The 24,038-nt window shown below is 39.3% G+C and carries 23 protein-coding genes; 22 read left to right on the forward strand and 1 reads right to left on the reverse strand.

Going from position 1 to position 24,038, the window contains the following annotated elements; all coding sequences use genetic code 11:
- Positions 1–168: 168 nt before the first annotated feature.
- From rpmH to glmU, 20 genes are all read left to right on the forward strand, one after another.
- Complete coding sequence (gene rpmH / locus H5089_RS18860; protein WP_004335215.1) at positions 169–303, forward strand: 50S ribosomal protein L34; 135 nt, start codon at positions 169–171, stop codon at positions 301–303.
- 7 nt (positions 304–310) lie between these two features.
- A complete protein-coding gene (rnpA, locus tag H5089_RS18865; RefSeq protein ID WP_004335217.1) occupies positions 311–733 on the forward strand; it encodes a ribonuclease P protein component in 423 nt (140 codons plus the stop codon).
- 129 nt (positions 734–862) lie between these two features.
- Positions 863–1,138, forward strand: a complete 276-nt coding sequence (yidD, locus tag H5089_RS18870) for a membrane protein insertion efficiency factor YidD (protein WP_004335219.1) — start codon at positions 863–865, stop codon at positions 1,136–1,138.
- Positions 1,139–1,146: 8 nt separating this feature from the next.
- Positions 1,147–2,784 (forward strand): membrane protein insertase YidC, encoded by a 1,638-nt coding sequence (gene yidC, locus H5089_RS18875; RefSeq protein WP_024597181.1) that lies wholly within the window; start codon positions 1,147–1,149, stop codon positions 2,782–2,784.
- Positions 2,785–2,918: 134 nt separating this feature from the next.
- Positions 2,919–4,283 carry a tRNA uridine-5-carboxymethylaminomethyl(34) synthesis GTPase MnmE gene (gene mnmE / locus H5089_RS18880; RefSeq protein WP_007584209.1) on the forward strand — a complete coding sequence of 455 codons (1,365 nt, stop codon included), beginning with the start codon at positions 2,919–2,921 and terminating at the stop codon, positions 4,281–4,283.
- Positions 4,284–5,345: 1,062 nt separating this feature from the next.
- Positions 5,346–5,795 (forward strand): FMN-binding protein MioC, encoded by a 450-nt coding sequence (gene mioC, locus H5089_RS18885; RefSeq protein ID WP_024604761.1) that lies wholly within the window; start codon positions 5,346–5,348, stop codon positions 5,793–5,795.
- A 428-nt stretch (positions 5,796–6,223) separates the two neighbouring features.
- The gene (gene mnmG, locus H5089_RS18890) at positions 6,224–8,113 is read left to right on the forward strand and encodes a tRNA uridine-5-carboxymethylaminomethyl(34) synthesis enzyme MnmG (protein WP_182712874.1); all 1,890 of its coding nucleotides are present in this window, start codon (positions 6,224–6,226) and stop codon (positions 8,111–8,113) included.
- A gap of 15 nt (positions 8,114–8,128) precedes the next feature.
- Positions 8,129–8,749, forward strand: a complete 621-nt coding sequence (rsmG, locus tag H5089_RS18895; protein ID WP_004335232.1) for a 16S rRNA (guanine(527)-N(7))-methyltransferase RsmG — start codon at positions 8,129–8,131, stop codon at positions 8,747–8,749.
- Positions 8,750–8,763: 14 nt separating this feature from the next.
- On the forward strand, positions 8,764–9,549 hold the full coding sequence (locus H5089_RS18900) for a ParA family protein (protein WP_004335235.1): 786 nt from the start codon (positions 8,764–8,766) through the stop codon (positions 9,547–9,549).
- A 20-nt stretch (positions 9,550–9,569) separates the two neighbouring features.
- A complete protein-coding gene (locus tag H5089_RS18905) occupies positions 9,570–10,496 on the forward strand; it encodes a ParB/RepB/Spo0J family partition protein (RefSeq protein ID WP_154904168.1) in 927 nt (308 codons plus the stop codon).
- A 142-nt stretch (positions 10,497–10,638) separates the two neighbouring features.
- A complete protein-coding gene (locus H5089_RS18910) occupies positions 10,639–11,019 on the forward strand; it encodes an ATP synthase subunit I (RefSeq protein WP_004335240.1) in 381 nt (126 codons plus the stop codon).
- Between the two features lie 14 nt (positions 11,020–11,033).
- Complete coding sequence (atpB, locus tag H5089_RS18915) at positions 11,034–11,891, forward strand: F0F1 ATP synthase subunit A (protein ID WP_024597178.1); 858 nt, start codon at positions 11,034–11,036, stop codon at positions 11,889–11,891.
- Positions 11,892–11,952: 61 nt separating this feature from the next.
- Positions 11,953–12,195, forward strand: a complete 243-nt coding sequence (gene atpE / locus H5089_RS18920; RefSeq protein WP_007585980.1) for a F0F1 ATP synthase subunit C — start codon at positions 11,953–11,955, stop codon at positions 12,193–12,195.
- Positions 12,196–12,236: 41 nt separating this feature from the next.
- Positions 12,237–12,707, forward strand: a complete 471-nt coding sequence (gene atpF / locus H5089_RS18925; protein ID WP_004335264.1) for a F0F1 ATP synthase subunit B — start codon at positions 12,237–12,239, stop codon at positions 12,705–12,707.
- Between the two features lie 16 nt (positions 12,708–12,723).
- Positions 12,724–13,257 (forward strand): F0F1 ATP synthase subunit delta, encoded by a 534-nt coding sequence (atpH, locus tag H5089_RS18930; RefSeq protein WP_004335267.1) that lies wholly within the window; start codon positions 12,724–12,726, stop codon positions 13,255–13,257.
- Positions 13,258–13,271: 14 nt separating this feature from the next.
- Entirely contained in the window at positions 13,272–14,813 is a 1,542-nt protein-coding gene (atpA, locus tag H5089_RS18935; protein ID WP_004335270.1) for a F0F1 ATP synthase subunit alpha, read from the forward strand.
- Positions 14,814–14,873: 60 nt separating this feature from the next.
- The gene (gene atpG / locus H5089_RS18940; protein ID WP_024597176.1) at positions 14,874–15,734 is read left to right on the forward strand and encodes a F0F1 ATP synthase subunit gamma; all 861 of its coding nucleotides are present in this window, start codon (positions 14,874–14,876) and stop codon (positions 15,732–15,734) included.
- Between the two features lie 33 nt (positions 15,735–15,767).
- The gene (gene atpD, locus H5089_RS18945; RefSeq protein ID WP_004335274.1) at positions 15,768–17,153 is read left to right on the forward strand and encodes a F0F1 ATP synthase subunit beta; all 1,386 of its coding nucleotides are present in this window, start codon (positions 15,768–15,770) and stop codon (positions 17,151–17,153) included.
- Between the two features lie 13 nt (positions 17,154–17,166).
- The gene (locus H5089_RS18950) at positions 17,167–17,589 is read left to right on the forward strand and encodes a F0F1 ATP synthase subunit epsilon (protein WP_004335277.1); all 423 of its coding nucleotides are present in this window, start codon (positions 17,167–17,169) and stop codon (positions 17,587–17,589) included.
- Between the two features lie 304 nt (positions 17,590–17,893).
- A complete protein-coding gene (gene glmU, locus H5089_RS18955; RefSeq protein ID WP_182712875.1) occupies positions 17,894–19,252 on the forward strand; it encodes a bifunctional UDP-N-acetylglucosamine diphosphorylase/glucosamine-1-phosphate N-acetyltransferase GlmU in 1,359 nt (452 codons plus the stop codon).
- 28 nt (positions 19,253–19,280) lie between these two features.
- Here the strand turns inward: glmU and H5089_RS18960 are convergent, their stop codons facing one another.
- On the reverse strand, positions 19,281–20,123 hold the full coding sequence (locus H5089_RS18960; RefSeq protein WP_182696217.1) for a LytTR family DNA-binding domain-containing protein: 843 nt from the start codon (positions 20,121–20,123) through the stop codon (positions 19,281–19,283).
- A gap of 144 nt (positions 20,124–20,267) precedes the next feature.
- Here H5089_RS18960 and H5089_RS18965 point away from each other — a divergent pair, with 144 nt between their 5' ends.
- A complete protein-coding gene (locus H5089_RS18965; protein ID WP_182696218.1) occupies positions 20,268–21,497 on the forward strand; it encodes an acyltransferase family protein in 1,230 nt (409 codons plus the stop codon).
- Positions 21,498–21,580: 83 nt separating this feature from the next.
- The gene (locus H5089_RS18970; protein ID WP_182712876.1) at positions 21,581–23,365 is read left to right on the forward strand and encodes a choice-of-anchor I family protein; all 1,785 of its coding nucleotides are present in this window, start codon (positions 21,581–21,583) and stop codon (positions 23,363–23,365) included.
- Positions 23,366–24,038 lie beyond the last annotated feature (673 nt).

Below are 24,038 nucleotides of genomic sequence, written 5' to 3' on the forward strand. Positions count from 1 at the left end.
GCTCTACATGATCTCTTTATGAACCATAAGTAGGCTCTATACTGCGAACGTAATTATGATTGACTTTACGTTACTTACTCTATAATATCTCGCGCTCGCAATGGCACCTATGCCAGGATCGCGACCTGTATAGGATGTTTTAACTTTAACCGATCGGATGAGATTGTTATGAAAAGAACTTTTCAACCTAGCGTTTTAAAACGCAAACGTGCACACGGCTTCCGTGCTCGCATGGCAACTGTAAATGGCCGTAAAGTATTAGCACGTCGCCGCGCTAAAGGCCGCAAAGTTCTTTCTGCTTAATTTATAAGTGGAAGACTTTAGCTTTGGCAGGGAGTTACGTCTGTTAACTCCCTCGCATTACTCTCGCATATTTAATGAACCCGCTCGGGCTGCAACTCCTTTCTTTACTCTATTAGCTAAACCAAATGACCAAGAAAAACCTCGGTTAGGTCTTACTGTTGCTAAAAAACGCGTAAAAAAGGCATGCCAACGAAACCGTATTAAACGTCTCGCTCGCGAAAGTTTTCGTTTAAATCAACACAGCATCGATAATATTGATATTGTGCTTATGGTGAAAAGTGGTATTGATGAACAGTCTAATGAAGAATTAACCAAACAACTTACTAAATTATGGCGAAAAATTAACGAACGCTGTAAACCAGGTGCACCTAAACCGCCACCTTTTAAGAAACGCCCAAACAAATCAGCTAAATCTAATAAACAAACCTAATTGCAATAGAATTGCAGGGTTAATTAATGTATCTTTAGCTCACCTTTTAATCATGCATTTAAAATTTCTAATTGAGTCTTTAAATACATGATATCTATCTCACTAAACTTAAGTAGGGGCATAAACATCATGAGGTTAATTAAACCACTTGTTGCTTTTCCTAAGATTTGTTTAGTGTTATTTATCCGCGGTTATCAAAAGTGGATTAGCCCGCTGTTAGGTCCGCATTGTCGTTTTAATCCAAGCTGCTCACATTATGCAATTCAAGCAATTAATTTGCATGGGTTTATAAAAGGTAGTTGGTTAGCTTTAAAACGCATATTAAAATGCCATCCTTTACATTCAGGTGGAGACGATCCCGTACCTGAAAAATTAACCCATATTAACCACCAACACGAGAAATAAGAGCTGTTATGGAATCGCAACGCACGTTTTTATTAATTGGCCTAATGCTAGTGTCGTTTTTATTGTTCCAAGAATGGGATAATGATTACAACAAGCCTAAAGCCGATCCAAGTGCCACAACACAAACACTACAAGCAAATTCACCAGAGTCGGATGATTATATTCCTTCATCGTCAGATTCAGGTTTACCCGCTTCAGCAACTTTAGCTAAACGTTCAGTTATTGAAATCACAACTGACGTTTTTAAAGTTAAAATTGACACCAAAGGCGGTGACATTGTTGAAACAGACCTTCTTCAATACGAAGAAACTAAAGGAAGTGAAACACCTTATATGCTTCTTGGTCAGCTTGATAGTGGCAAACAATACTTTTCACAAAGTGGCTTAATTGGCTTAAATGGCCCTGACGCGTCAGCTAACGGTCGCCCTACTTATAGTACCGAACAAAAATCATATACCTTAACGGGTGATGAGCTTCGCGTTCCACTTCAGTTTACTGATAGTAATGGTGTTAGTTTTACTAAAACATATGTATTCAAAAAAGGTCAGTATGACGTAGGCTTAGAATACAAAATTAACAACACTACCAGCGCACCTCTTCAAGTACAGCTATACACGCAAATTAAGCGTACCGTACAAGAAAAAGGTAGCATGGTTGATCAAAACTATTTAGGTGCTGCATACGGTACTGACGAAGAACCATACGAAAAGTATAGTTTTTCAGATATGGCTGATAAAAACCTAAACAAAAACACGCAAGGTGGTTATGTTGCATTTATACAACATTACTTTGTAAGTGCTTGGGTTCCAATGCAGGATCAAACAAATACAATTTATAGCTTAATTACAAAAAGTAATGCCGCTATTATTGGTGCTAAAGATCCCGCTGTAAATATTCAAGCTGGTAGTGAGCAAACACTAACTGCTACTTATTATATGGGTCCGAAAGAGTCAGATATTCTTGAAGCAATTCACCCAGACTTAGACTTAACTGTAGATTACGGTTGGTTATGGTTTATTTCGCAACCTTTATTTGTATTGCTAAAATGGCTACATAGCATTTTAGGTAACTGGGGTGTAGCAATTATTGCCATCACTATTATCGTTAAATCGTTAATGTACCCACTTACTAAAGCGCAATACACTTCAATGGCAAAAATGCGTGCCCTACAGCCTAAAATGGCAGCTCTTAAAGAAAAGTTTGGTGACGACCGTCAAAAGTTCGGCCAAGCAACTATGGAAATGTACAAAAAAGAAAAAGTTAACCCAATGGGTGGCTGTTTCCCTATTTTGCTACAAATGCCAATTTTCTTAGCCTTGTTCTACGTATTCTTAGAGTCAACTGAACTTCGCCATGCTGAATTTATTTTTTGGTTAACAGACCTTTCTGCACAAGACCCGTACTACGTATTACCAATCTTATTTGGTGCGAGTATGTTTGTGACGCAAAAACTTCAGCCTATGACGGTAACTGATCCAATGCAGCAAAAAATGATGACCTTTATGCCGGTTATCTTCTCTGTATTCTTCTTATGGTTCCCATCGGGTTTAGTTCTTTACTGGTTAGTGTCTAACCTTATTTCTATTGTCCAGATGTTAATCATCTACCGTGGCATGGAAAAGAAAGGAATTAAAGTAAGAGGCTAACTAAGCTCCTACTTATATAAAGGCGACTTCGGTCGCCTTTTTTATTGCCTGTTTTTCACCAGAGTATTCGCGAGTGTTTATTTCATAGGTTACAATACCGCCATAAAGTTACTCATCGTTGGCAAATTAATAGCATGATCAATCAAGATACAATTGCAGCACAAGCAACTGCCCCCGGACGTGGTGGTGTTGGTATTATTCGCGTTTCAGGTAGCCTTGCTAAAAGTGTCGCCGAAAAAGTAGTAGGTAAAATTCCTAAAGTTCGCTACGCCGATTACGTGCCATTTAAAAGCCTAGCTGGCGAGCAACTTGACCAAGGTATTGCCATTTACTTTGCAGGTCCTAACTCATTTACTGGTGAAGACGTACTTGAATTACAAGGCCACGGCGGTCCTGTAGTACTTGATATGCTACTTAAAGAAATTAGTAAAATAGAGGGCGTTCGTTTAGCAAAGCCTGGTGAGTTTTCTGAACGCGCATTTATGAATGACAAGCTTGATTTAACACAAGCAGAGGCCATCGCCGACTTAATTAATGCTACAAGCGAACAAGCTGCCAAAAGCGCCCTACAGTCTCTCCAAGGTGAATTTTCTAAACACATAGAAACGCTTGTAGAAAAAGTAATTCACTTACGTATGTATGTAGAAGCGGCAATAGATTTTCCTGATGAAGAAATTGATTTTTTATCAGACGGTAAAGTGTCAGGCGACTTAGACGCTATTATTACTCAGCTTAACACTGTAACCAACCAAGCCAAGCAAGGCAGCATCATGCGCGAAGGTATGCGTGTTGTTATTGCTGGTCGCCCAAATGCCGGTAAATCAAGCCTACTAAACGCCCTAGCCGGTCGTGAAGCTGCAATCGTAACAGAAATAGCCGGTACCACTCGCGACGTACTACGAGAGCATATACATATAGATGGTATGCCACTGCATATTATAGATACCGCAGGCCTACGAGAGAGCCCTGACCGCGTAGAACAAATAGGTATTGAACGGGCGTGGGATGAAATAAACCAAGCCGATCGCGTTTTATTTATGCTTGATGGCACTGACACTATAGATACTGACCCGCATAAAATTTGGCCTGAATTTATGGCCAAATTACCAGAAGGTATGGGGGTTACGGTCATCAGAAATAAAGCTGATTTATCGGGTGATATAGTCGGAATGGAGCAAGAGCAACAATACCCGGTCATCAGCTTAAGTGCTAAAAATGCTGACGGTATTGAACTTGTTCGCGAGCATTTAAAAGCCTGTATAGGCTTTCAAGGCGCAACAGAGGGTGGCTTTATGGCGCGCCGTCGTCATTTGGATGCACTAGAGAGTGCTGCGTATCATTTAGAAACAGGTAAAACACAATTAGAAATGCACATTGCTGGTGAAATATTGGCTGAAGAACTGCGTTTAACACAGCAGTATTTAAACGAAATAACCGGTGAATTTACCTCAGACGACTTACTTGGCAAGATATTTAGCTCATTTTGTATTGGTAAATAAGCACCTTATTACAGATATATGTTTATTATAAGAGCACTTAGGTGCTCTTTTTTTATGTAAAATATTCACTATAAAATATGTATTTGTACCGTCAATCCCAGCCAGTTCTGCCAATAAAATCATACCCAAAGCGATAATTATTATCAGCCAGATTATGTAGATTAGACAGTGAAAAGAGCCTTTAAGTAAGGTATTAATAGCGCAAGTAACACCCATTTTAAGGTCAAAACCGATACATATTTCAAACAAAAATACGTTTTAAAATCGTTATCCTCCACACAAAAGTTAGTTATAAATAGCTTTTTTATAATTACCTAGCTCATAAAAACTAATATTATTTGCTCAATTTAAGAGCTAAAACGTGACGATAAACACTCTAAATAATCAACTTTATACAACATATGGACAGACGATCACTGCGGCTTTTTAATAAAAATGACTCGAGATTTGAGTGCATCAAACTTTTGATCTACTAATCCACCAGCAAAATACATAAAAAAAGCAGCTATAAATACGCATTAAATTAAATATATTGAGATCACTTATCCACAAAACCTAATTTTTAGCTCAAATAAATAGTAAATTGAGCCACCTCGCAGAGAAAAACCTAATGATCTATTAAAAATTATCTGTTTATAAGCTTATTTTTAATTAATTTCGTTAGATCAGCTCAATTAGATCATTTAATAAAATTATTTTCGATCTAAATTTAAGGTTATCAACAACCTTTATATCCACATTATGATCACCTTGTGCTTTTTATGCCTAGATTTATAATTAAGTCTTTCACTAAATAGTAATATCAATAACTTAGCGATTATTAAACAACCTAAAAGGTGTGTTTAAACAGAGCTTTCCCCACTGTTATCAACAACTTTATCAGAAGATTACATTTAAAGATATTTTGTTAATCCCTATAATATCAACAACTTAATGATGCGCTTTCAAATAAGAGTAAAAATAGCACAAAAATAGTTATACAAAAAAGCACTCTTAACTTTACTGTTACTCACACTCAGTTATCATAGGCAGCAATTAAAACCAATGTGATCACTAATATTCATGAGTTCAGTAAATCTTATTGTTGGCAGCCAAATGGGATCAGCCGAGTATGTTGCAGAGCAACTAAGCGACGCGCTTAATAACCTTGGTATTACTACACAACTACATGATCAACCTGAATTTAGCGATATAGATCAGCAAAATACTATTTGGTTAATTTGCACATCTACTTATGGTGCAGGTGATTATCCTGAAAACTTTATTAGCTTTGTTGAAGATGTGACTCAAGCTAATGATTTATCGGAATTAAAATACTCAGTAATCGCTTTAGGTGATACCAGTTATGACACTTACAACCAAGCTGGGCGTAATATAGATGCCTTATTATCTCAAAAAGGCGCTATAAAAGTAGCAGAACGCTTAGAGCTTAATATTCTCGATGAAGCACTACCAGAAGACACAGCATTAGCATGGTTAGACTCTTGGATAACCAAAACAGGCTTAAAATAGATAGATCAAGTAAAAAGTTATATATAAAGTTACCCACAATTTACTAATAATTTAATAGATTTTGTGGATAAAGATTGAATAAACTGCTTTTTAAAGCATGCTTATCCATGGGATAAGATCCAACTGATTCAGCCCTGTGCATAAGGTGCCTTTTTGATCAGAGCTTATTTGCGGGATGATCCGATCATATTAACACCTTTAGATCTGATCTAATTTCATGTTTTAAATGAAGATCTAAACCTTATCAACAGAAAAGCTGATCAGTAGTAGTTATAATAATAAAAGATCTCTTTAAAAGATCCTTTATATTATTAGAGATCACATACTTAGATCTTGCTCTATGTTTAATCATTTATCTTCTGCCAATTTCTAGGTAGAATACGCTCCCTTTTGAAGTTTACCGGTTTGATTTAAGTAGGATCCCATTAATGATTTTTCACGAAAATTTTGACGTTATCGTAGTAGGTGGTGGACATGCTGGCACTGAAGCCGCATTAGCAGCTGCCCGTATGGGGATGAATACCCTGCTACTGACTCACAATATGGATACCCTTGGTCAAATGTCTTGTAACCCAGCGATTGGTGGGATTGGCAAAGGTCATTTGGTAAAAGAAATTGATGCGCTTGGCGGTGCAATGGCACAGGCCATTGACAAAGGCGGGATCCAATTTCGCACACTAAACTCTTCAAAAGGACCTGCTGTTCGTGCAACTCGAGCACAAGCAGATCGCGCTTTGTACAAAGCAGCTATTCAAACAACATTACAAAATCAAGATAACCTTAAGATTTTTCAACAATCATGTGATGATCTTATTGTTGAAAACGATCGTGTTACTGGCGTAGTAACTCAAATGGGTTTACGTTTTAGTGCTCCAAGTGTTGTTTTAACCGTGGGTACTTTTTTAGGTGGCCAAATACACATTGGTTTAGAAAATTACAAAGGCGGTCGTGCTGGTGATCCACCATCAATTGCATTGGCTGAACGTTTACGCGAACACCCTTTTAGAGTGGATCGCTTAAAAACAGGTACTCCGCCACGTATTGATGCACGTACTGTTGATTTTACAAAAATGGAAGCACAGCCTGGTGATATGCCAACACCTGTATTTTCATTTATGGGTAAACAATCAGATCACCCACAACAAATACCGTGTTACATCACTTACACCAACGAAAAAACACATGATGTTATTCGTAAAAACCTACATCGCTCACCTATGTACTCAGGTGTTATTGAAGGTATTGGTCCACGCTACTGCCCATCAATTGAAGATAAAATTGTACGTTTTGCGGATAAAGATAAGCACCAAATATTTGTTGAACCTGAAGGCTTAACATCATACGAATTATATCCAAATGGTATTTCTACTAGTTTACCGTTTGATGTACAACTTGAGATTGTGCAATCTATTTCTGGTTTTGAAAATGCACATATTTGTCGACCAGGCTATGCAATAGAATATGACTACTTTGATCCACGTGATTTAAAACAGTCTTTAGAAACAAAATTTATCGAAGGCTTATTTTTCGCGGGTCAAATTAACGGCACTACCGGTTATGAAGAAGCGGGTGCACAAGGCTTAATCGCAGGTATGAATGCTGCGTTAAAAGTGCAAGGTAAAGATTCTTGGACGCCACGTCGCGATGAAGCTTACGTGGGTGTATTAATCGACGACTTAGCAACACTGGGTACGAAAGAACCGTACCGCATGTTTACTAGCCGTGCCGAATACCGTTTACTACTTCGTGAAGATAATGCAGATATTCGCTTAACTGAAAAAGGCCGTGAGCTGGGTTTAGTTAATGACGAACGTTGGCATGCATTTAACGAAAAAATGGAAGTAATCGAAAAAGAGAAGCAACGCATTAAAGATACGTGGATTCATAAAGATCACGTTGTTGTTGATCAAGTAAATGCATTACTAAAAACACCATTAACTCGTGAAGCAAGTTTAGAAGAATTACTTCGTCGTCCAGAGATTCGTTATAACGATCTTATGGCTATTGACGGTTTAGGATCTGAATTTACAAACGTAGCAGCACTTGAACAAGTTGAGATCCATACTAAGTACGCAGGCTATATTGCGCGTCAACAAGATGAGATCAATAAGCAGCTTCGTCATGAGCAAACAATTTTACCAAAAGAGTTTGATTACAAAACTGTATCAGGTTTATCAAATGAGGTTGTTGCTAAGCTTATTGAGTCACGTCCAGACACTATTGGCCAAGCATCGCGTATTTCTGGTATCACCCCAGCGGCGATTTCGCTATTATTAGTGTATCTGAAGAAGCAAGGCTTATTACGCAAATCTGCGTAACGATAAGGGTACATAGTGTTACAGCAACAATTAACTACATTGTTAGCGCAAACTGATATTGCGCTAACGGAAAAACAACAGCAACAGCTAGTTCGTTACGTCGAGTTATTAGATAAGTGGAATAAAGCTTATAATTTAACTTCGGTACGCTTACCTGAAGAAATGATGATTAAGCATATTATGGATAGTTTAGTTGTTGCACCTCACTTACCCGGTCATCATTATATTGATGTTGGCACAGGGCCTGGCCTTCCGGGCATTGTATTAGCGATTGCATTACCTAACACACAATTTGTGTTACTAGATAGTCTAGGTAAACGCGTTCGCTTTTTAATGCATGTTAAACATGAGCTTGGCCTTGATAACGTAACACCTGTTCAGTCAAGAGTTGAAGAATATCAGCCAAGTGTTAAATTAGATGGCGTACTCAGTCGTGCATTTGCTTCATTACAAGATATGGTTGACTGGTGTTCGCACTTAATTGATCATTCGGGTAAATTTATAGCGCTTAAAGGTGTGTTCCCTAGTGAAGAGCTAGAGTCATTACCTACTGGCGTTAAGTTTGAGCAAAAAATTGCATTAGAAGTACCTAAGTTAGATGCACAACGACATTTAATTATTCTTTCTAAAGACTAGGGATCAGAGACACTGTGGCAAAAGTCATCGCATTAGCAAATCAAAAAGGTGGAGTGGGTAAAACTACAACCGCTGTAAACCTCGCTGCGTCTATGGCTGCAACGAAACGTAAAGTGCTGTTAATTGATCTCGATCCGCAAGGCAATGCGACTATGGGAAGTGGCGTAGATAAGTACGGCGACGTACCAACTATTTACGACTTACTCATTGAAGATAAACCTATAGAAGACGTTATTATCAAAGAAACGTCTGGCGAATACCATATGATTGCTGCAAATGGTGATGTAACCGCTGCAGAAGTTAAACTTATGGAATTATTTGCCCGTGAAGTGCGTTTACGTAACGCACTTGAAAAAATTCAGGATCAGTACGAATTTATTTTTATCGACTGTCCACCCTCTTTAAATATGTTAACTGTTAACGCAATGGCCGCAGCTGATTCTATTTTAGTGCCAATGCAGTGTGAGTATTATGCACTTGAAGGGTTAACCGCATTAATGGATACGATTACGCAGCTTGCTAAGTTAGTAAACCCTAGCTTACAAATTGAAGGCATACTTCGTACTATGTACGATCCGCGTAACCGTTTAGCGAATGACGTATCAGAACAATTAAAACAACATTTTGGCGACAAAGTATACCGTACGGTGATCCCGCGTAATGTTCGTTTAGCAGAGGCACCTAGTTTTGGTACACCTGCTATGTATTATGACCGGGCATCAAGTGGCGCTAAAGCATATTTAGCACTCGCTGGTGAAATGTTACGTAGAAAAGAAAAAACAGCGTCCGTTGTCGCCTAACTTTGAGGTAAAAAAATAACATGTCTGCTAAAAAACGAGGTTTAGGCCGAGGACTCGATGCACTTTTAAGTTCGTCAAAGCCTACACCGAGCGCAAGCAAGGAACAAGACACATCAAACGTGACTGAAGCTGTAAAAAATGCGGCTGGGCCAAATAACAGTGAATTACAAAAACTCCCAATCGAGTTTTTACACTCTGGTAAATATCAACCTCGTAAAGACATGTCCGAAGAGGCACTAGAAGAGCTTGCTAGTTCTATTCGCTCACAAGGTATTATTCAACCTATAGTCGTGCGCCCTATTGCACATAATAGTTTTGAAATTATCGCCGGTGAGCGTCGTTGGCGTGCAGCGCAAATAGCTAAGCTTGAAACAGTACCTTGTATTATTAAAGACGTACCAGATGAAGCTGCAGTAGCTATTGCGCTAATAGAAAATATTCAACGTGAAGACTTAAATGCCATGGAAGAAGCGGTTGCGTTAAATCGCTTACTCAATGAGTTTGAACTAACACATCAACAAGTAGCAGATGCGGTTGGCAAATCACGCACTACAGTAACTAACTTACTTCGTTTAAATAATTTAAACAGTGATGTAAAAATTCTGTTAGAACATGGCGACATTGAAATGGGGCACGCTCGTTGTTTATTAGCCCTTGAGGGAGAAGCACAATCAGATGCTGCTCGTTTAGCTGTTGCTAAAGCACTAACCGTTCGTGAAACCGAGAAGTTAGTTCGTTCAATTTTAGAACCCGTGCCAGCTAAAGAAATAGCTGAAAAAGATCCAGATGTTAAACAGTTAGAACAACAACTCGCTGAAAACCTAGGTGCCAAAGTAGAAATAAATTACAACAAAAAAGGCAAAGGTAAGCTTGTTATTTCTTATACTAATTTGGACGAACTTGACGGCATTTTAAATCGCATTAATCAAGACAATACCCACCATTAGTTTTCTACATGTCTAAAAAGGGACATTTGTAGCTATTTCGTGTTACAAAGCGTCTACTCAAGTTGCAAAACTGGCAGGATTAAGTATAATTTCGCCAGTTTTCACACCCTAACAATTAGAACGCAATAAAGGTTAACTAAACGTGACTGATAAGTTAGCGAGTCCATATCGACTTGCCGTATTAAAGTTAATTTGCCTTCAGGGTGTTGTAGCATTAGTTGCTGCTGTAATTATTTGTTTTAGTTCGGGAGTCAATGCCGCGCTTTCATCACTCGCTGGTGGAGTTGTCGCAGTACTTCCGCACTTTGTATTTGGTCTTTATGCATTCAGACATATGGGTGCAAGTCGAGCAAATCAAGCGTATGCCTCGTTGAAACGCGGCAACGGATTAAAATTTATGCTAACAATTGTATTGTTTGCGCTAGTACTGAAGCATTTTCCGGTAATTTTATTACCCTTTTTTAGTACTTATATACTGGCGCTCTTTACTGGATTGTTCGCACCCGTTTTTTTTAAACATTAACTTTGGGATATAACATGGCAGCAGAAGAAGTTACTCTATCTGGCCATATCCAGCACCATTTGACCAATGCTAAGATGTGTTCGACCGATACAGGTCTCGCCTTCAATAAAGCATGTACGGATAGTGGTTTCTGGACATGGCATATAGATACCCTCGCATGGTCTATCGGTTTAGGTCTTATATTTTTATGGATCTTTCGTAGTGCCGCTAAAAAATCAACACTAGGTGTACCTGGAAAATTTCAATGTTTCATTGAAATGGTAGTAGAGTTTGTTGGTGACAACGTACGTGATACTTTCCATGGTAAAAGCAAGCTTATTGCACCATTAGCATTAACAATATTCGTTTGGATATTTTTAATGAACTTAATGGATTTAATACCGGTTGACTTTTTACCTGCATTAGCTGGTTTTGTTGGTGAGACTGCGTTTGGTATGGATTCACACGATGTGTACATGAAAATTGTACCAACGACTGACATTAATATGACTGCAGCGCTAGCGCTGGGTGTATTTATTTTAATGATAGGCTACTCAATTAAAATAAAAGGAATCGGTGGTTTTATTAAAGAACTAACACTTCACCCGTTTAGTTCAAATAATACTGCACTACAAATCCTTTTAATCCCGTTTAACTTATTACTTGAACTGATTGCGCTGGTTTCTAAACCGTTTTCATTAGCGCTACGTCTGTTTGGTAACTTATATGCAGGTGAATTGATTTTCATCTTGATCGGCGCTATCGGATTTATGCAATTACCATTGCATTTTGTTTGGGCTGTATTCCACATCTTAGTAATTGTATTGCAAGCATTCGTATTTATGATGCTTACGATTGTATACCTAAGCATGGCAAGTTCAGATAATCACTAATTTTTAGATTTACAATTTTACTTTTACTTTTAACTTTACAATTGAAACTTTGGAGAAATAAATGGAAGCTTTAGAATTATTAACAGGCTTAAAATACATCGCAGTAGCTTTACTAATCGGTTTTGGTGCAATCGGCACAGCAATCGGTTTTGGTAACATGGGCGGTAAATTCCTTGAAGCATGTGCGCGTCAACCTGAGCTTGCACCTTCGCTACAAGTTAAGATGTTTATTCTTGCTGGTCTAATCGATGCTGTAGCAATGATTGGTGTTGGTATCGCTATGGTATTGTTGTTCGTACTTTAATTTTATTTTTTGAACAGCTTACTATTTAAGGAGGAGCGGTTGTGAATTTAAACGCCACTCTTATCGGTGAATTGATTGCGTTTACGGTGTTCGTATTATTTTGTATGAAATACGTATGGCCACCATTGAACGGTGCAATTGAAGCTCGCCAGAAAAAAATCGAAGATGGTTTAGCTGCCTCTGATAGAGCCGAAAAAGACTTAGAACTTGCGCAAAAGAAAGCTGCTGAACAGCTTAAAGATGCAAAAGCTCAAGCGGCTGATATCATTGATCAAGCTAAAAAGCGTGCAGTGCTAATTGTTGACGAAGAAACACTTCGTGGTCAGCAAGAGCGTGAAAGTATCATTGCTCAAGGGCACTCTGAAGTTGAGTCTGAACGTAATCGCATAACAGAAGAGCTACGTAAGCAAGTAGCAACTCTGGCAGTGATTGGTGCAGAACGTATTTTAGAGCGTGAAATTAATCAAGCCGCACATAGTGACATCGTTGAAAAACTTGTCGCTGAGCTGTAATTAGGAGGGTATGAGCATGTCTAATTTGACTACTATCGCTCGCCCATACGCTAAAGCGGCTTTTGAACTTGCCGTTGAGAAAGGCACTCTAGAAAGCTGGAATGATATGTTGTTCTTTGCAGGCCACGTAGCCAGCAATGAACAAGCATCATCTGCTTTAGCAGGTATGCCTACAGCTACTGCACAAGCTGAATTATTTATTCAACTTTGTGCTGAGCAGCTCAACGAACAAGGTCAGAACCTAGTTAAGGTGATGGCTGAAAATGGACGTTTGACAGCTCTACCTGACGTTGCTGAGTTATTTGCTGAATTTAAAGCAGAATACGATAAAGAAATCGAAGTAGATGTGATTTCTGCAACTCCTCTTGTTGCTGCGCAACAAGAGTCATTGGTAGCGGCACTTGAAAAACGTTTCGCACGCAAAGTTAAGCTGAATTGTAGTGAAGACGCGTCAGTGGTTGGTGGACTTATTATTAGGTCTGGCGACACTGTAATCGACGGTACTATTCGCGGTAAATTAAGCCGCTTAGCTACAACACTACAATCGTAATTGGGAAAAAGAGCATGCAACTTAATTCCACTGAAATTTCAGATCTGATCAAACAACGTATTGAGAAGTTCGAAGTTGTAAGTGAAGCTCGTAACGAAGGTACTATTGTATCTGTTACTGACGGTATCATCCGCATCCACGGTCTTGCTGACTGTATGCAAGGTGAAATGATTGAGCTTCCTGGCAGCCGTTATGCTATCGCACTAAACCTTGAGCGCGACTCAATTGGTGCAGTAGTAATGGGTCCGTACGCTGACCTTACTGAAGGCGTAAAAGTATATACAACTGGTCGTATTTTAGAAGTTCCTGTTGGTCCTGGTCTACTTGGTCGTGTTGTAAACACACTAGGTGCTCCAATCGATGGTAAAGGCGCTTTAGATAACGACGGGTTTGAACCTGTAGAAAAAATTGCACCAGGTGTAATCGAGCGTAAATCAGTAGATGAGCCAGTTCAAACTGGTTATAAATCTATCGATGCGATGATTCCAGTTGGTCGTGGTCAACGTGAACTTATCATCGGTGACCGTCAAACAGGTAAAACTGCACTAGCAATCGATGCAATCATCAATCAAAAAGACACAGGCGTTAAGTGTGTGTACGTTGCGATTGGTCAAAAAGCATCTACTATTGCAAACGTAGTTCGTAAATTAGAAGAACATGGTGCACTAGCAAATACTATCGTAGTTGTTGCATCTGCTTCTGAATCTGCGGCACTTCAGTACTTAGCACCGTTCGCGGGCTGTACTATGGGTGAATACTTCCGTGACCGTGGTGAAAACGCATTAATCGTATATGATGATTTGTCTAAGCAAGCAGTTGCTTACCGTCAAATTTCATTACTACTTAAGCGTCCACCAGGCCGTGAAGCATACCCAGGTGACGTATTCTACCTTCACTCTCGTCTTTTAGAGCGTGCATCGCGTGTAAACGCAGATTACGTTGAAAAGTTCACTAATGGTGAAGTGAAAGGTAAAACTGGTTCATTGACGGCATTGCCAATCATTGAAACTCAAGGCGGCGACGTTTCTGCGTTCGTACCGACTAACGTTATCTCTATCACCGATGGTCAGATCTTCTTAGAAACTGACTTATTCAACTCAGGTATCCGTCCGGCAGTAAATGCTGGTATCTCGGTATCGCGTGTTGGTGGTGCTGCACAAACTAAAATCGTTAAGAAACTAGGTGGCGGTATTCGTCTAGCCCTAGCTCAGTACCGTGAATTAGCTGCGTTCTCGCAGTTCGCGTCTGACCTTGATGATGCAACTCGTGCTCAACTTGAGCATGGTGAGCGTGTAACAGAGCTAATGAAGCAGAAACAGTACGCGCCAATGTCTGTTGCTGAAATGTCTTTGTCGTTATTTGCTGCTGAAAAAGGCTTCCTTCAAGACATCGAAATCGCGAAAATCGGTGACTTTGAAGCAGCTTTACTTTCTTATGCAACTAGCACATACGCAGAGCTTGTGGCTCAAATCAATGAAACTGGTAACTTGAATGCCGAGATCGAAGCGCAGCTTAAAGAACTTCTTACGAAGTTCAAGTCTACGCAAACTTGGTAATTTAGTTATTAATGGTGCGCTTTAGGAAACTAAAGCACACCTTGATTCGGAGAGAGAGTCATGGCCAGCGGAAAAGAGATTAAAAGCAAGATCGGGAGTATTAAAAATACTCAAAAGATCACTAGCGCAATGGAAATGGTTGCTGCGTCTAAAATGAAAAGGGCGCAAGAACGCGTTGCTTCAAGCCGTCCATACGCTAATAAATTACGTGAAGTAATTGGTCGTGTTGCTCAAGCAAATCTTGATTTTACTCACCCGTTCTTAAAAGAACGTGAAGTGAAACGAGTTGGTTATATTGTTATCTCTACAGACCGTGGTCTGTGTGGCGGTCTAAACTCAAACGAGTTTAAGAAAGTTGCACTTGATGTTAAAGCGTGGAAAGAGAAAGGTGTTGATGCTGAATTTGCTACTTTAGGTAGTAAGGCAGCTGGTTTCTTTCAACGTTTTGGTGGTCAACTACTCGCTAAAAAAGCGGGCCTAGGAGATAAACCTTCAGTACAAGACGTTATTGGTCCTGTAAAAATTATGCTTGATGCATTTTCTGAAGGCAAAATAGACCGTTTATTCTTGGTATATAACAAATTCGTTAATACCATGAAGCAAGAGCCAATTATAGATCAGTTACTCCCTTTGCCAAAAGCTGAAGAAGAAGTATCTGCTCACACATGGGATTACTTATACGAGCCAAACCCAGAGGCTATTTTAGAGTCTTTGTTAGTACGCTTTATTGAGTCTCAAGCATACCAAGGTGTGGTAGAAAATGCTGCCTCAGAACAGGCTGCTCGTATGGTTGCAATGAAAGCTGCAACTGATAACGCAGGTGACCTTATGGACGAGCTACAGCTTGTTTATAACAAGGCTCGCCAAGCAGCAATCACACAAGAAATTAGTGAGATTTGTTCTGGCTCAGCAGCAGTTTAATGCTTCGGGTAAAGATTAACGAGAGGAATAGACATGAGTTTAGGTAAGGTCGTCCAAATTATCGGCGCCGTTGTGGATATTGAATTTCCACAAGATAGCGTGCCAGCGGTATACCACGCACTAAGAGTAACAGATGGCGATTTAGCTGGTTTGACTTTAGAAGTTCAACAACAGCTAGGTGGCGGTGTAGTGCGTACTATCGCTATGGGTACTACTGATGGTTTACGTCGTAGTGCTTTAGTTATGAATACAGGTGAATCGATTCAAGTTCCAGTTGGTAAAGCAACACTTGGTCGTATCATGAACGTACTTGGTGAGCCAATCGATGAAGCGGGTCCAATCGGCGAAGAAGACCGTATGTCTATTCACCGTGCAGCGCCTTCATACGAAGAGCAATCAAGTTCAGTTGAGCTTTTAGAAACTGGTATCAAGGTTATCGACCTTGTATGTCCGTTTGCTAAAGGTGGTAAAGTTGGTTTATTCGGTGGTGCCGGTGTTGGTAAAACTGTAAACATGATGGAACTTATCCGTAACATCGCAATCGAGCACAGCGGCTACTCAGTATTCGCAGGTGTTGGTGAGCGTACACGTGAGGGTAACGATTTCTACCATGAGATGAACGATTCAAACGTACTTGATAAAGTATCGCTTGTATACGGTCAGATGAACGAGCCTCCAGGTAACCGTTTACGCGTAGCGTTAACAGGCCTTACTATGGCTGAAAAGTTCCGTGATGAAGGTCGCGATGTACTTTTCTTCGTAGATAATATCTACCGTTATACACTTGCTGGTACTGAAGTATCTGCACTTCTTGGTCGTATGCCGTCAGCGGTAGGTTACCAGCCTACACTTGCTGAAGAAATGGGTGTGCTTCAAGAGCGTATCGCTTCAACTAAGACTGGTTCAATTACATCAATCCAAGCGGTATACGTACCAGCGGATGATTTAACGGATCCATCTCCAGCAACTACCTTTGCTCACTTAGACGCAACAGTAGTACTTTCACGTGATATCGCATCACTTGGTATCTACCCAGCGGTAGACCCACTTGATTCATCTTCACGTCAACTTGACCCACAAGTAATTGGTCAAGAGCACTACGATACAGCACGTGGTGTTCAGACAGTTCTTCAGCGTTACAAAGAACTTAAAGACATCATTGCAATCCTAGGTATGGACGAGCTTTCTGACGAAGATAAGCAACTTGTATCTCGTGCACGTAAAATCCAACGTTTCCTATCTCAGCCATTCTTCGTGGCAGAGGTGTTTACAGGCGCGTCAGGTAAATACGTATCACTGAAAGATACAATTGCTGGCTTCAAAGGCATTTTAAACGGCGAGTTTGATGAGCTTCCAGAGCAAGCGTTTTACATGGTTGGCTCTATCGAAGAAGCTCAAGAAAAAGCCAAAGGCATGTAACTAGGAGGGTAGTATGACAGCTATGACTGTACATCTTGACGTAGTAAGCGCAGAGCAGAGCTTGTTCTCTGGTCTTGTTGAATCGATTCAAGTATCTGGTAGTGAAGGCGAGCTGGGTGTAAACCTAGGTCATGCTCCACTACTAACTGCCCTTAAACCTGGTATGGTACGTTTAGTTAAGCAATATGGTCACGAAGATGTGTTATATGTTGCTGGCGGTACATTAGAAGTTCAACCAAATCACATCACGATTCTTGCAGATACTGCGGTTCGTGGTGAAGATTTAGATGAAGATTCTGTACAAAAAGCTAAACGTGAAGCTGAAGAACATATGGCGAATTCGTCAGCTGTTGAGTTTGATTATCAACAAGCGGCTACGCGACTGGCAGAAGCAGTTGCTCAGTTACGCGTAATTCAGCAATTACGTCACAAGTAAGCCTATCCGGTTTTGAAAAGCCCACTTTATGTGGGCTTTTTTGTGTCTGTAATTTAAACATGGTGTATCGCTTATTTATAATTGTTAAATAACAGGTCTATCAGACTATTATCTGTGCTTTATCACTTATATCCTTCACCAATCCTCGCTACAATAACGTCATCCAATTAAGTGTGTTTTTCAGTCAAGATTCAGTACGAATAAACTAACCTACTGAGTATCTGCACAAGAAGTGATTTACGTAATCTTCTGCACAAACATAATACTTATTTAACTAAAACAACGGAAAAAGGAAATTGTTTTAATGGCTCTAACAACTGTTATTCTTGCTGCGGGTAAAGGTACTCGTATGCGCTCTGCTCTACCTAAAGTTTTGCACAATGTTGCAGGTAAACCAATGGTACAGCACGTTATTGATAATGCGATGGCATTAGGTGCAACGACTACAAACTTAGTTTACGGACACGGCGGCGATCTATTACAACAACAACTTGCCGATAACGATGTAAATTGGGTACTTCAAGCAGAACAACTCGGTACTGGCCACGCAGTAGCGCAAGCCAACTCTCATATTAACGATGAAGACACAGTATTGATTTTATACGGCGATGTACCGCTAACAAAACAATCAACTCTAGAGCGTTTATTAGCTGCAACACCTAAAAATGGTTTAGCGGTATTAACGGTAAATTTGGTAAACCCAAATGGCTATGGTCGCATGCTTCGTGTTGGTGGTAAGTTAGTCGGTATTGTTGAGCAAAAAGATGCAAGCTCAGAGCAGTTACTTATTAACGAAGTAAATACAGGCATTATGGCTGTTAACGGTAAGCTATTAAAAACATGGTTAGGTAACTTATCTAACAATAATGCACAAGGCGAGTACTACTTAACAGATATCGTTGCAATGGCTCACAGTGAAGGCGTAGAGATCACTTCAGCGCAACCAGATCATGCAATGGAAGTTGAAGGCGCAAATAACCGCGTACAACTTGCAGGCTTAGAGCGCGCTTACCAAGCATGGCAAGCAGAAGAGTTAATGTTAAATGGCGCAACACTTGCCGACCCTGCCCGTATAGATGTGCGTGGAACAGTTACTACCGGTGAAGATGTACTTATCGACGTAAACGTTATTTTTGAAGGCACAGTCACGCTTGGTAACAATGTACAAATTGGCCCTAACTGTGTACTTAAAAACTGTACCATAGGCGATAACGTGGTAATAAAGGCGAATACCTTAATTGAAGATGCAAGCGTAGCTGCTAAATGTACGCTGGGCCCTTATGCTCGCCTTCGCCCTGGCGCTGTTATGGAAGAAGACTCACACATTGGTAACTTTGTTGAGATGAAAAAAACCCGTTTAGGCAAAGGCTCAAAAGCCAACCACTTAAGTTATTTAGGTGATGCTGAAATTGGCGAAAAAGTGAATATTGGCGCTGGTACTATTACCTGCAACTACGATGGTGTTAATAAATCAAAAACTATTATTGGCGATAATGCTTTTATTGGCTCTAATTCATCACTCGTTGCCCCAGTAAATATAGGCGCAACTGCAACAATTGGTGCAGGCTCTGTGATCACCAGTACCGTTGAAGATGACCAATTAGCAATAGCACGCTCTAAACAGCGTAATTTAACGGGTTGGAAACGCCCAGTTAAAAAATAACAATTAGAGGCTACTTAGGTAGCCTTTTTTATTTTAGTTGAAGTTTAAATTGCTCTTTATAGCGTCTAGATAGGTTTAGTACTTTACCTGTAGTTAATTTTATTTCACTGTCGCCACTGGATAGTGGTGTAATAGACTCCACTTTATCGAGTTTTACGCCATGGCTGCGGTGAATTCTACAAAACCCCTGCACTTCAAGTTGTTTACTTAATGCTGTAAGCGTTGCCCTTAACGGATATATACGTGAGCCTATATGTAGGTTTACATAATTACCCGACGATTCAAGCCAATCAACATCCTCTATTTTTATAATGAATTCTTTTCCGAGCTTTTTAACTAATAGGCGGTTTATGGTCGATGTTGTTTGCTGCTCACTTTCTTCAATTGAAGAGGCTTCACCTAGTAACTGCTGCACCACATATTGATATACTTTGATAAGTACGATGAAAAACACAAAGCTTATAGCGTCTTTCTGGTATTCATAAATAAGCTCAAACCAGCTAAGTCCAAAGTTGTAAGACCCATCATTCAACAAATATATGAATTTACGAACCCCTACCATAATACCAACGTGTAACACGCTAAATATAATAGAGGCAGCAAAGTACATACCTAATGAGGCCGTAATATTTTGCCAATTAAAAGATAAGTGTCTTAAAAACCAAATTAAAATAGGGAATATAAGCAAAGTACTCAAGGCACTTGAATACTCCCAAATAAATGGCTCCCACATTAAAAAAGTTAAAGCTCCTTCTCTTTGGGCTTCCATTATTTGGGTTGTAGCGTTTACTGTATTATTAATCAATACGTAAGCACACAGTAATACTGATGCGTAAATGCTTTGAAAACGTTGAAAGTGCTGTAGGTTCATAAATATATGCTTATTGCTGACGTGGCACGCTTATCCCTGTATACCACCTTTTATCACTATTGCTTGTAATATAAGCACTTATAGATAGTTTTAGCGAGAGCTTTAGGTATGAATAACGCATAACATACATAAAGTAGTAAAAGCATGAGCACTCAAGTACAACAACCTTCATTAGTTAATTCGCGTAAATATTATCTTGATTGGCTTAGGATAATCGCATTTGCGTCGCTAATTTTTTATCACATTGGCATGTTGTATAGTGAAAACTGGGGATTTCATTTTAAAAGTAATTATACATCACAGTATGTTGAATATTTAATGTTGGTGTTTTCACCTTGGCGCATGTTGCTCATTTGGTTTATATCGGGCGTAGCACTGCGTTTTATGATTGATAAAGTACGCAGCTTTAAGTCTTGGTTACATTTCACCTTATACCGCTCTATTTTTTTACTGTTACCCTTGCTGGTGGGGTTATGGTTAATAGTGCCTTTACAGCTGTTTGCAGAAATGTCACAGCAAGGTGTTATTGATATTAGCTATTGGCAATTTTATTTAGCTTTTATAGAGACTAACAATACGCTTTTTATTAATTATCAGTCTGGAGTGTGGCCGAATGTGGATGTAAATCACTTATGGTATTTGCGCTCGTTGTGGCAATTTATGCTGATCATTATTGTTTTAACTCTTTTTGCACGCTTGCCTTTTATTACGCCTTTAAAAACCTTTGTTAAAGGGGATATGTCATTTGGGCTTTTAATTACCTTGCTCACTATTGCCGTACTATTTACAAGCCATTACTTAACTGGCGATTCAATTAGAGAGACTAACGGCTTAATACTGCTACTCACAGGATACATACTTGCCAAAAACACTTACTTTTGGAACTGCTTAAATAAAAAATTAGTATTACTAGCTTTGAGTTTTGCGGTTTTGTTTGTACTTATAATATTAAGTTATCAGAAGGTGTTTACTCTTCCTCATTTTATTTTAAGCGCTAGCTACAATATTCAACGTGTTGTAGGTGTATTTTTTGTACTTGCGCTCGCTCACCGATTCTTAAATTTTAATACTTACTATTTAAAACAGCTCAATGTATGGGTGTTTCCCTTTTATTTATTGCATCAAAGCATTTTGATTATTTTGTGTTTTTTACTACAGCCTTTAGGTTTAGGGCCTGGTGCTGAACCATTCATCATTATTACAGGGACTTGGTCTTTTTGCGGTGTTATTACATGGGGTATTACACGTATTGATGTACTTAGACCTTTGCTAGGGGTTGCAATTAAACGAGATTATTCCCCGACTGTAAAAATACTTGGCTATACGGCTGCTTTAATTTTAATAACTCCGCTAGCGTATAAGCTAATTACTTAGGCTAAGGGGCTGTATTAAAATTGCCATAATCTTGTCATGCCTGTGTGTTGATATTTAGCAAATACAATACTAAGGAAAATCACATGTTTAAAAAATCAATTATTGCGCTGTCACTTATATCTGTTCTTACTGGTTGCTCACTTGATGGTGACGATGGCCAAAACGGCTCTCAAGGATTACAGGGAGAACAAGGCGCAAATGGGATAAATGGTGTAAATGCTAATTCAGTATTAAATATTAGCCTCGTAGGAAGAGGAGTATTAAATGCACAAAGCCCAGAAGGTGCCGCTGAAATAGTTGCTTACCAAGCATCTAAAAAATGGATTTACGCTATTAACAGTTCAGGCGATGACGCTGTTATTAATATTTTACCCGTCGACACCTTTGATACTGCCGCACTCGTTAAAGATAACGAAGGGGTTATCAGCGCCACAAATTTAACGTCCGTTATTACGTTGTCTTTAAACGAGCATACCCAAAGCGATGCAAACAGCATTGCTATTGATGAAAATAATAATTTACTAGCGGTCGCAATGGCTGCTAAAAGCACGGGTGATGCAGGTCAAATTGCTTTTTACGATATAAGCGGCGACTCACCTGTATTTATTAAAAATGTTACAGTCGGATTTTTACCAGACATGGTGACGTTCACCCATGATGGCGCAAAGGCAGTGGTTGCTAACGAAGGTGAACCAAGTGGCGACTACAGCGTAGATCCTGAAGGTTCTATTAGTATTATCGATATAACAAATAATGTAATAGCCGATACAGCAATAAATATTGATTTTAAAGCCTATAACAACAAACAAACCGAACTAGAAGCGCAAGGGGTCGTTTTTGCAAACCCAAATGGTCGTACTATTAACGGTAATCTGATAAATACCACAGTAGCTATGGATTTAGAGCCCGAGTACGTTAGCATTTCTAAAGATAACAAATATGCTTATGTATCTATTCAAGAAAACAATGCACTTGCAATAGTTAACCTACAAGACAACAGCCTTGAGCTAAAGGGCTTAGGCTTTAAAGATTGGTCAAGCTTACAACTTGATGCCTCAGATAAAGATGGCGGCGTTAATTTTAAATCATACCCAGGGCTCTATGGTATGTACCAGCCCGATACTATCTCAAGCTTTAGTTGGAAAGGCGCTAACTTTATAGTCACTGCCAACGAAGGTGACGCAAGAGAATACTTTTTTGATACAACGGATGAAGCAGACTGTATAGCAAAGGGCGGACTTGATTACGATAAAGACGACGGCTGCTTAGCTTATATAGATGAGAGCCGCGTTGAAGACTTAACGCTTGCAGCTAATTTTGATTACTTAAATAACGACGATAACGATATTGGTCGCTTAAAAGTAACAACAATAAAAGGCGATACTAATAATGATGGCCAATACGAATCGCTTTATGCTTATGGTGCACGTTCGTTTACCATTTTGGACAGCAATGGGCTGGTGGTGTTTGATTCAGGCGATGATATAGGTCGTATTACTGCATCGGTTCATGGTGAAGCATTTAACAATAATGAAGATGAAAACAAAGGTGACTCACGTTCAGATGATAAAGGCGCAGAGCCAGAAGCGCTGACTATTGGTAAAATTGACGATCGTACATTTGCTTTTATAGGGCTCGAGCGTATGGGTGGAATTATGGTTTATGATATTACCAATCCATATAATGTGCAGTTTGAAGACTACTTCTATAATAGAGGCTTAATTAAAGACGCTAATATTACAGGCGATTTAGCGCCTGAAGGAATGGTATTCGTTCCAGCTGAGCAAAGTGCCACAGGAAACCCACTCTTAATCGTTGGAAATGAAATATCAGGCTCTATTGCCGTATGGGAAATAGCATCTAAATAAACCTTTAATTTAAAATAAAGCTGTGTGTTGTTTGTTTAACATACAGCTTAGTTTAAACCTTACTAATACCTCATCAATAGATACTTATATTGTGCGTGTTTTTTAAACTAAAAGTATCCTGTAGCCCTTTATTTGTATAGCTTTCATACTAAATTCATTTAATTGTCAAAAAGCTGAAATAAAACATTGACCCCCGCTCGAATCTCCCTATAATGCGACCCCACTGAGACGGGAAACGCCGAAGCATAGCGAGGCACGAACTACTCAGAGAGTTAAATAAAACTTCGGTTTTAAATCTTCTAAAAAGAAAGTTTAAAACAAAGTGTTGACTCGAAAAATAAAGGGTGTATTATTCGCATCCCTTGAGGCGCTAAAGCGACTCAAACGTTCTTTAACAATATAAAGCAATCATCTGTGTGGGCACTCGTACAGATTGAGTTCTAACAGCCAAACTACTTAGGTAGCGAGGCAAACAAATTAGAGTCTCAATTGAAACTGAGTGACCATATGTTATTAAAAGATTCAGCCTTGAGCTGTTTTGATTTCACTTTTTAAAAGTGAAAATAATAACGCACAGTCAATTCGTTTTTGGCAACAAAAACAAAAATTCAGAATTCATTGAGCTGTCGAAAGACATAAAACTTTTTAATTGAAGAGTTTGATCATGGCTCAG

It is taken from the genome of Pseudoalteromonas sp. SR45-1 (assembly GCF_014163655.1).
Lineage (GTDB): Bacteria > Pseudomonadota > Gammaproteobacteria > Enterobacterales > Alteromonadaceae > Pseudoalteromonas > Pseudoalteromonas distincta.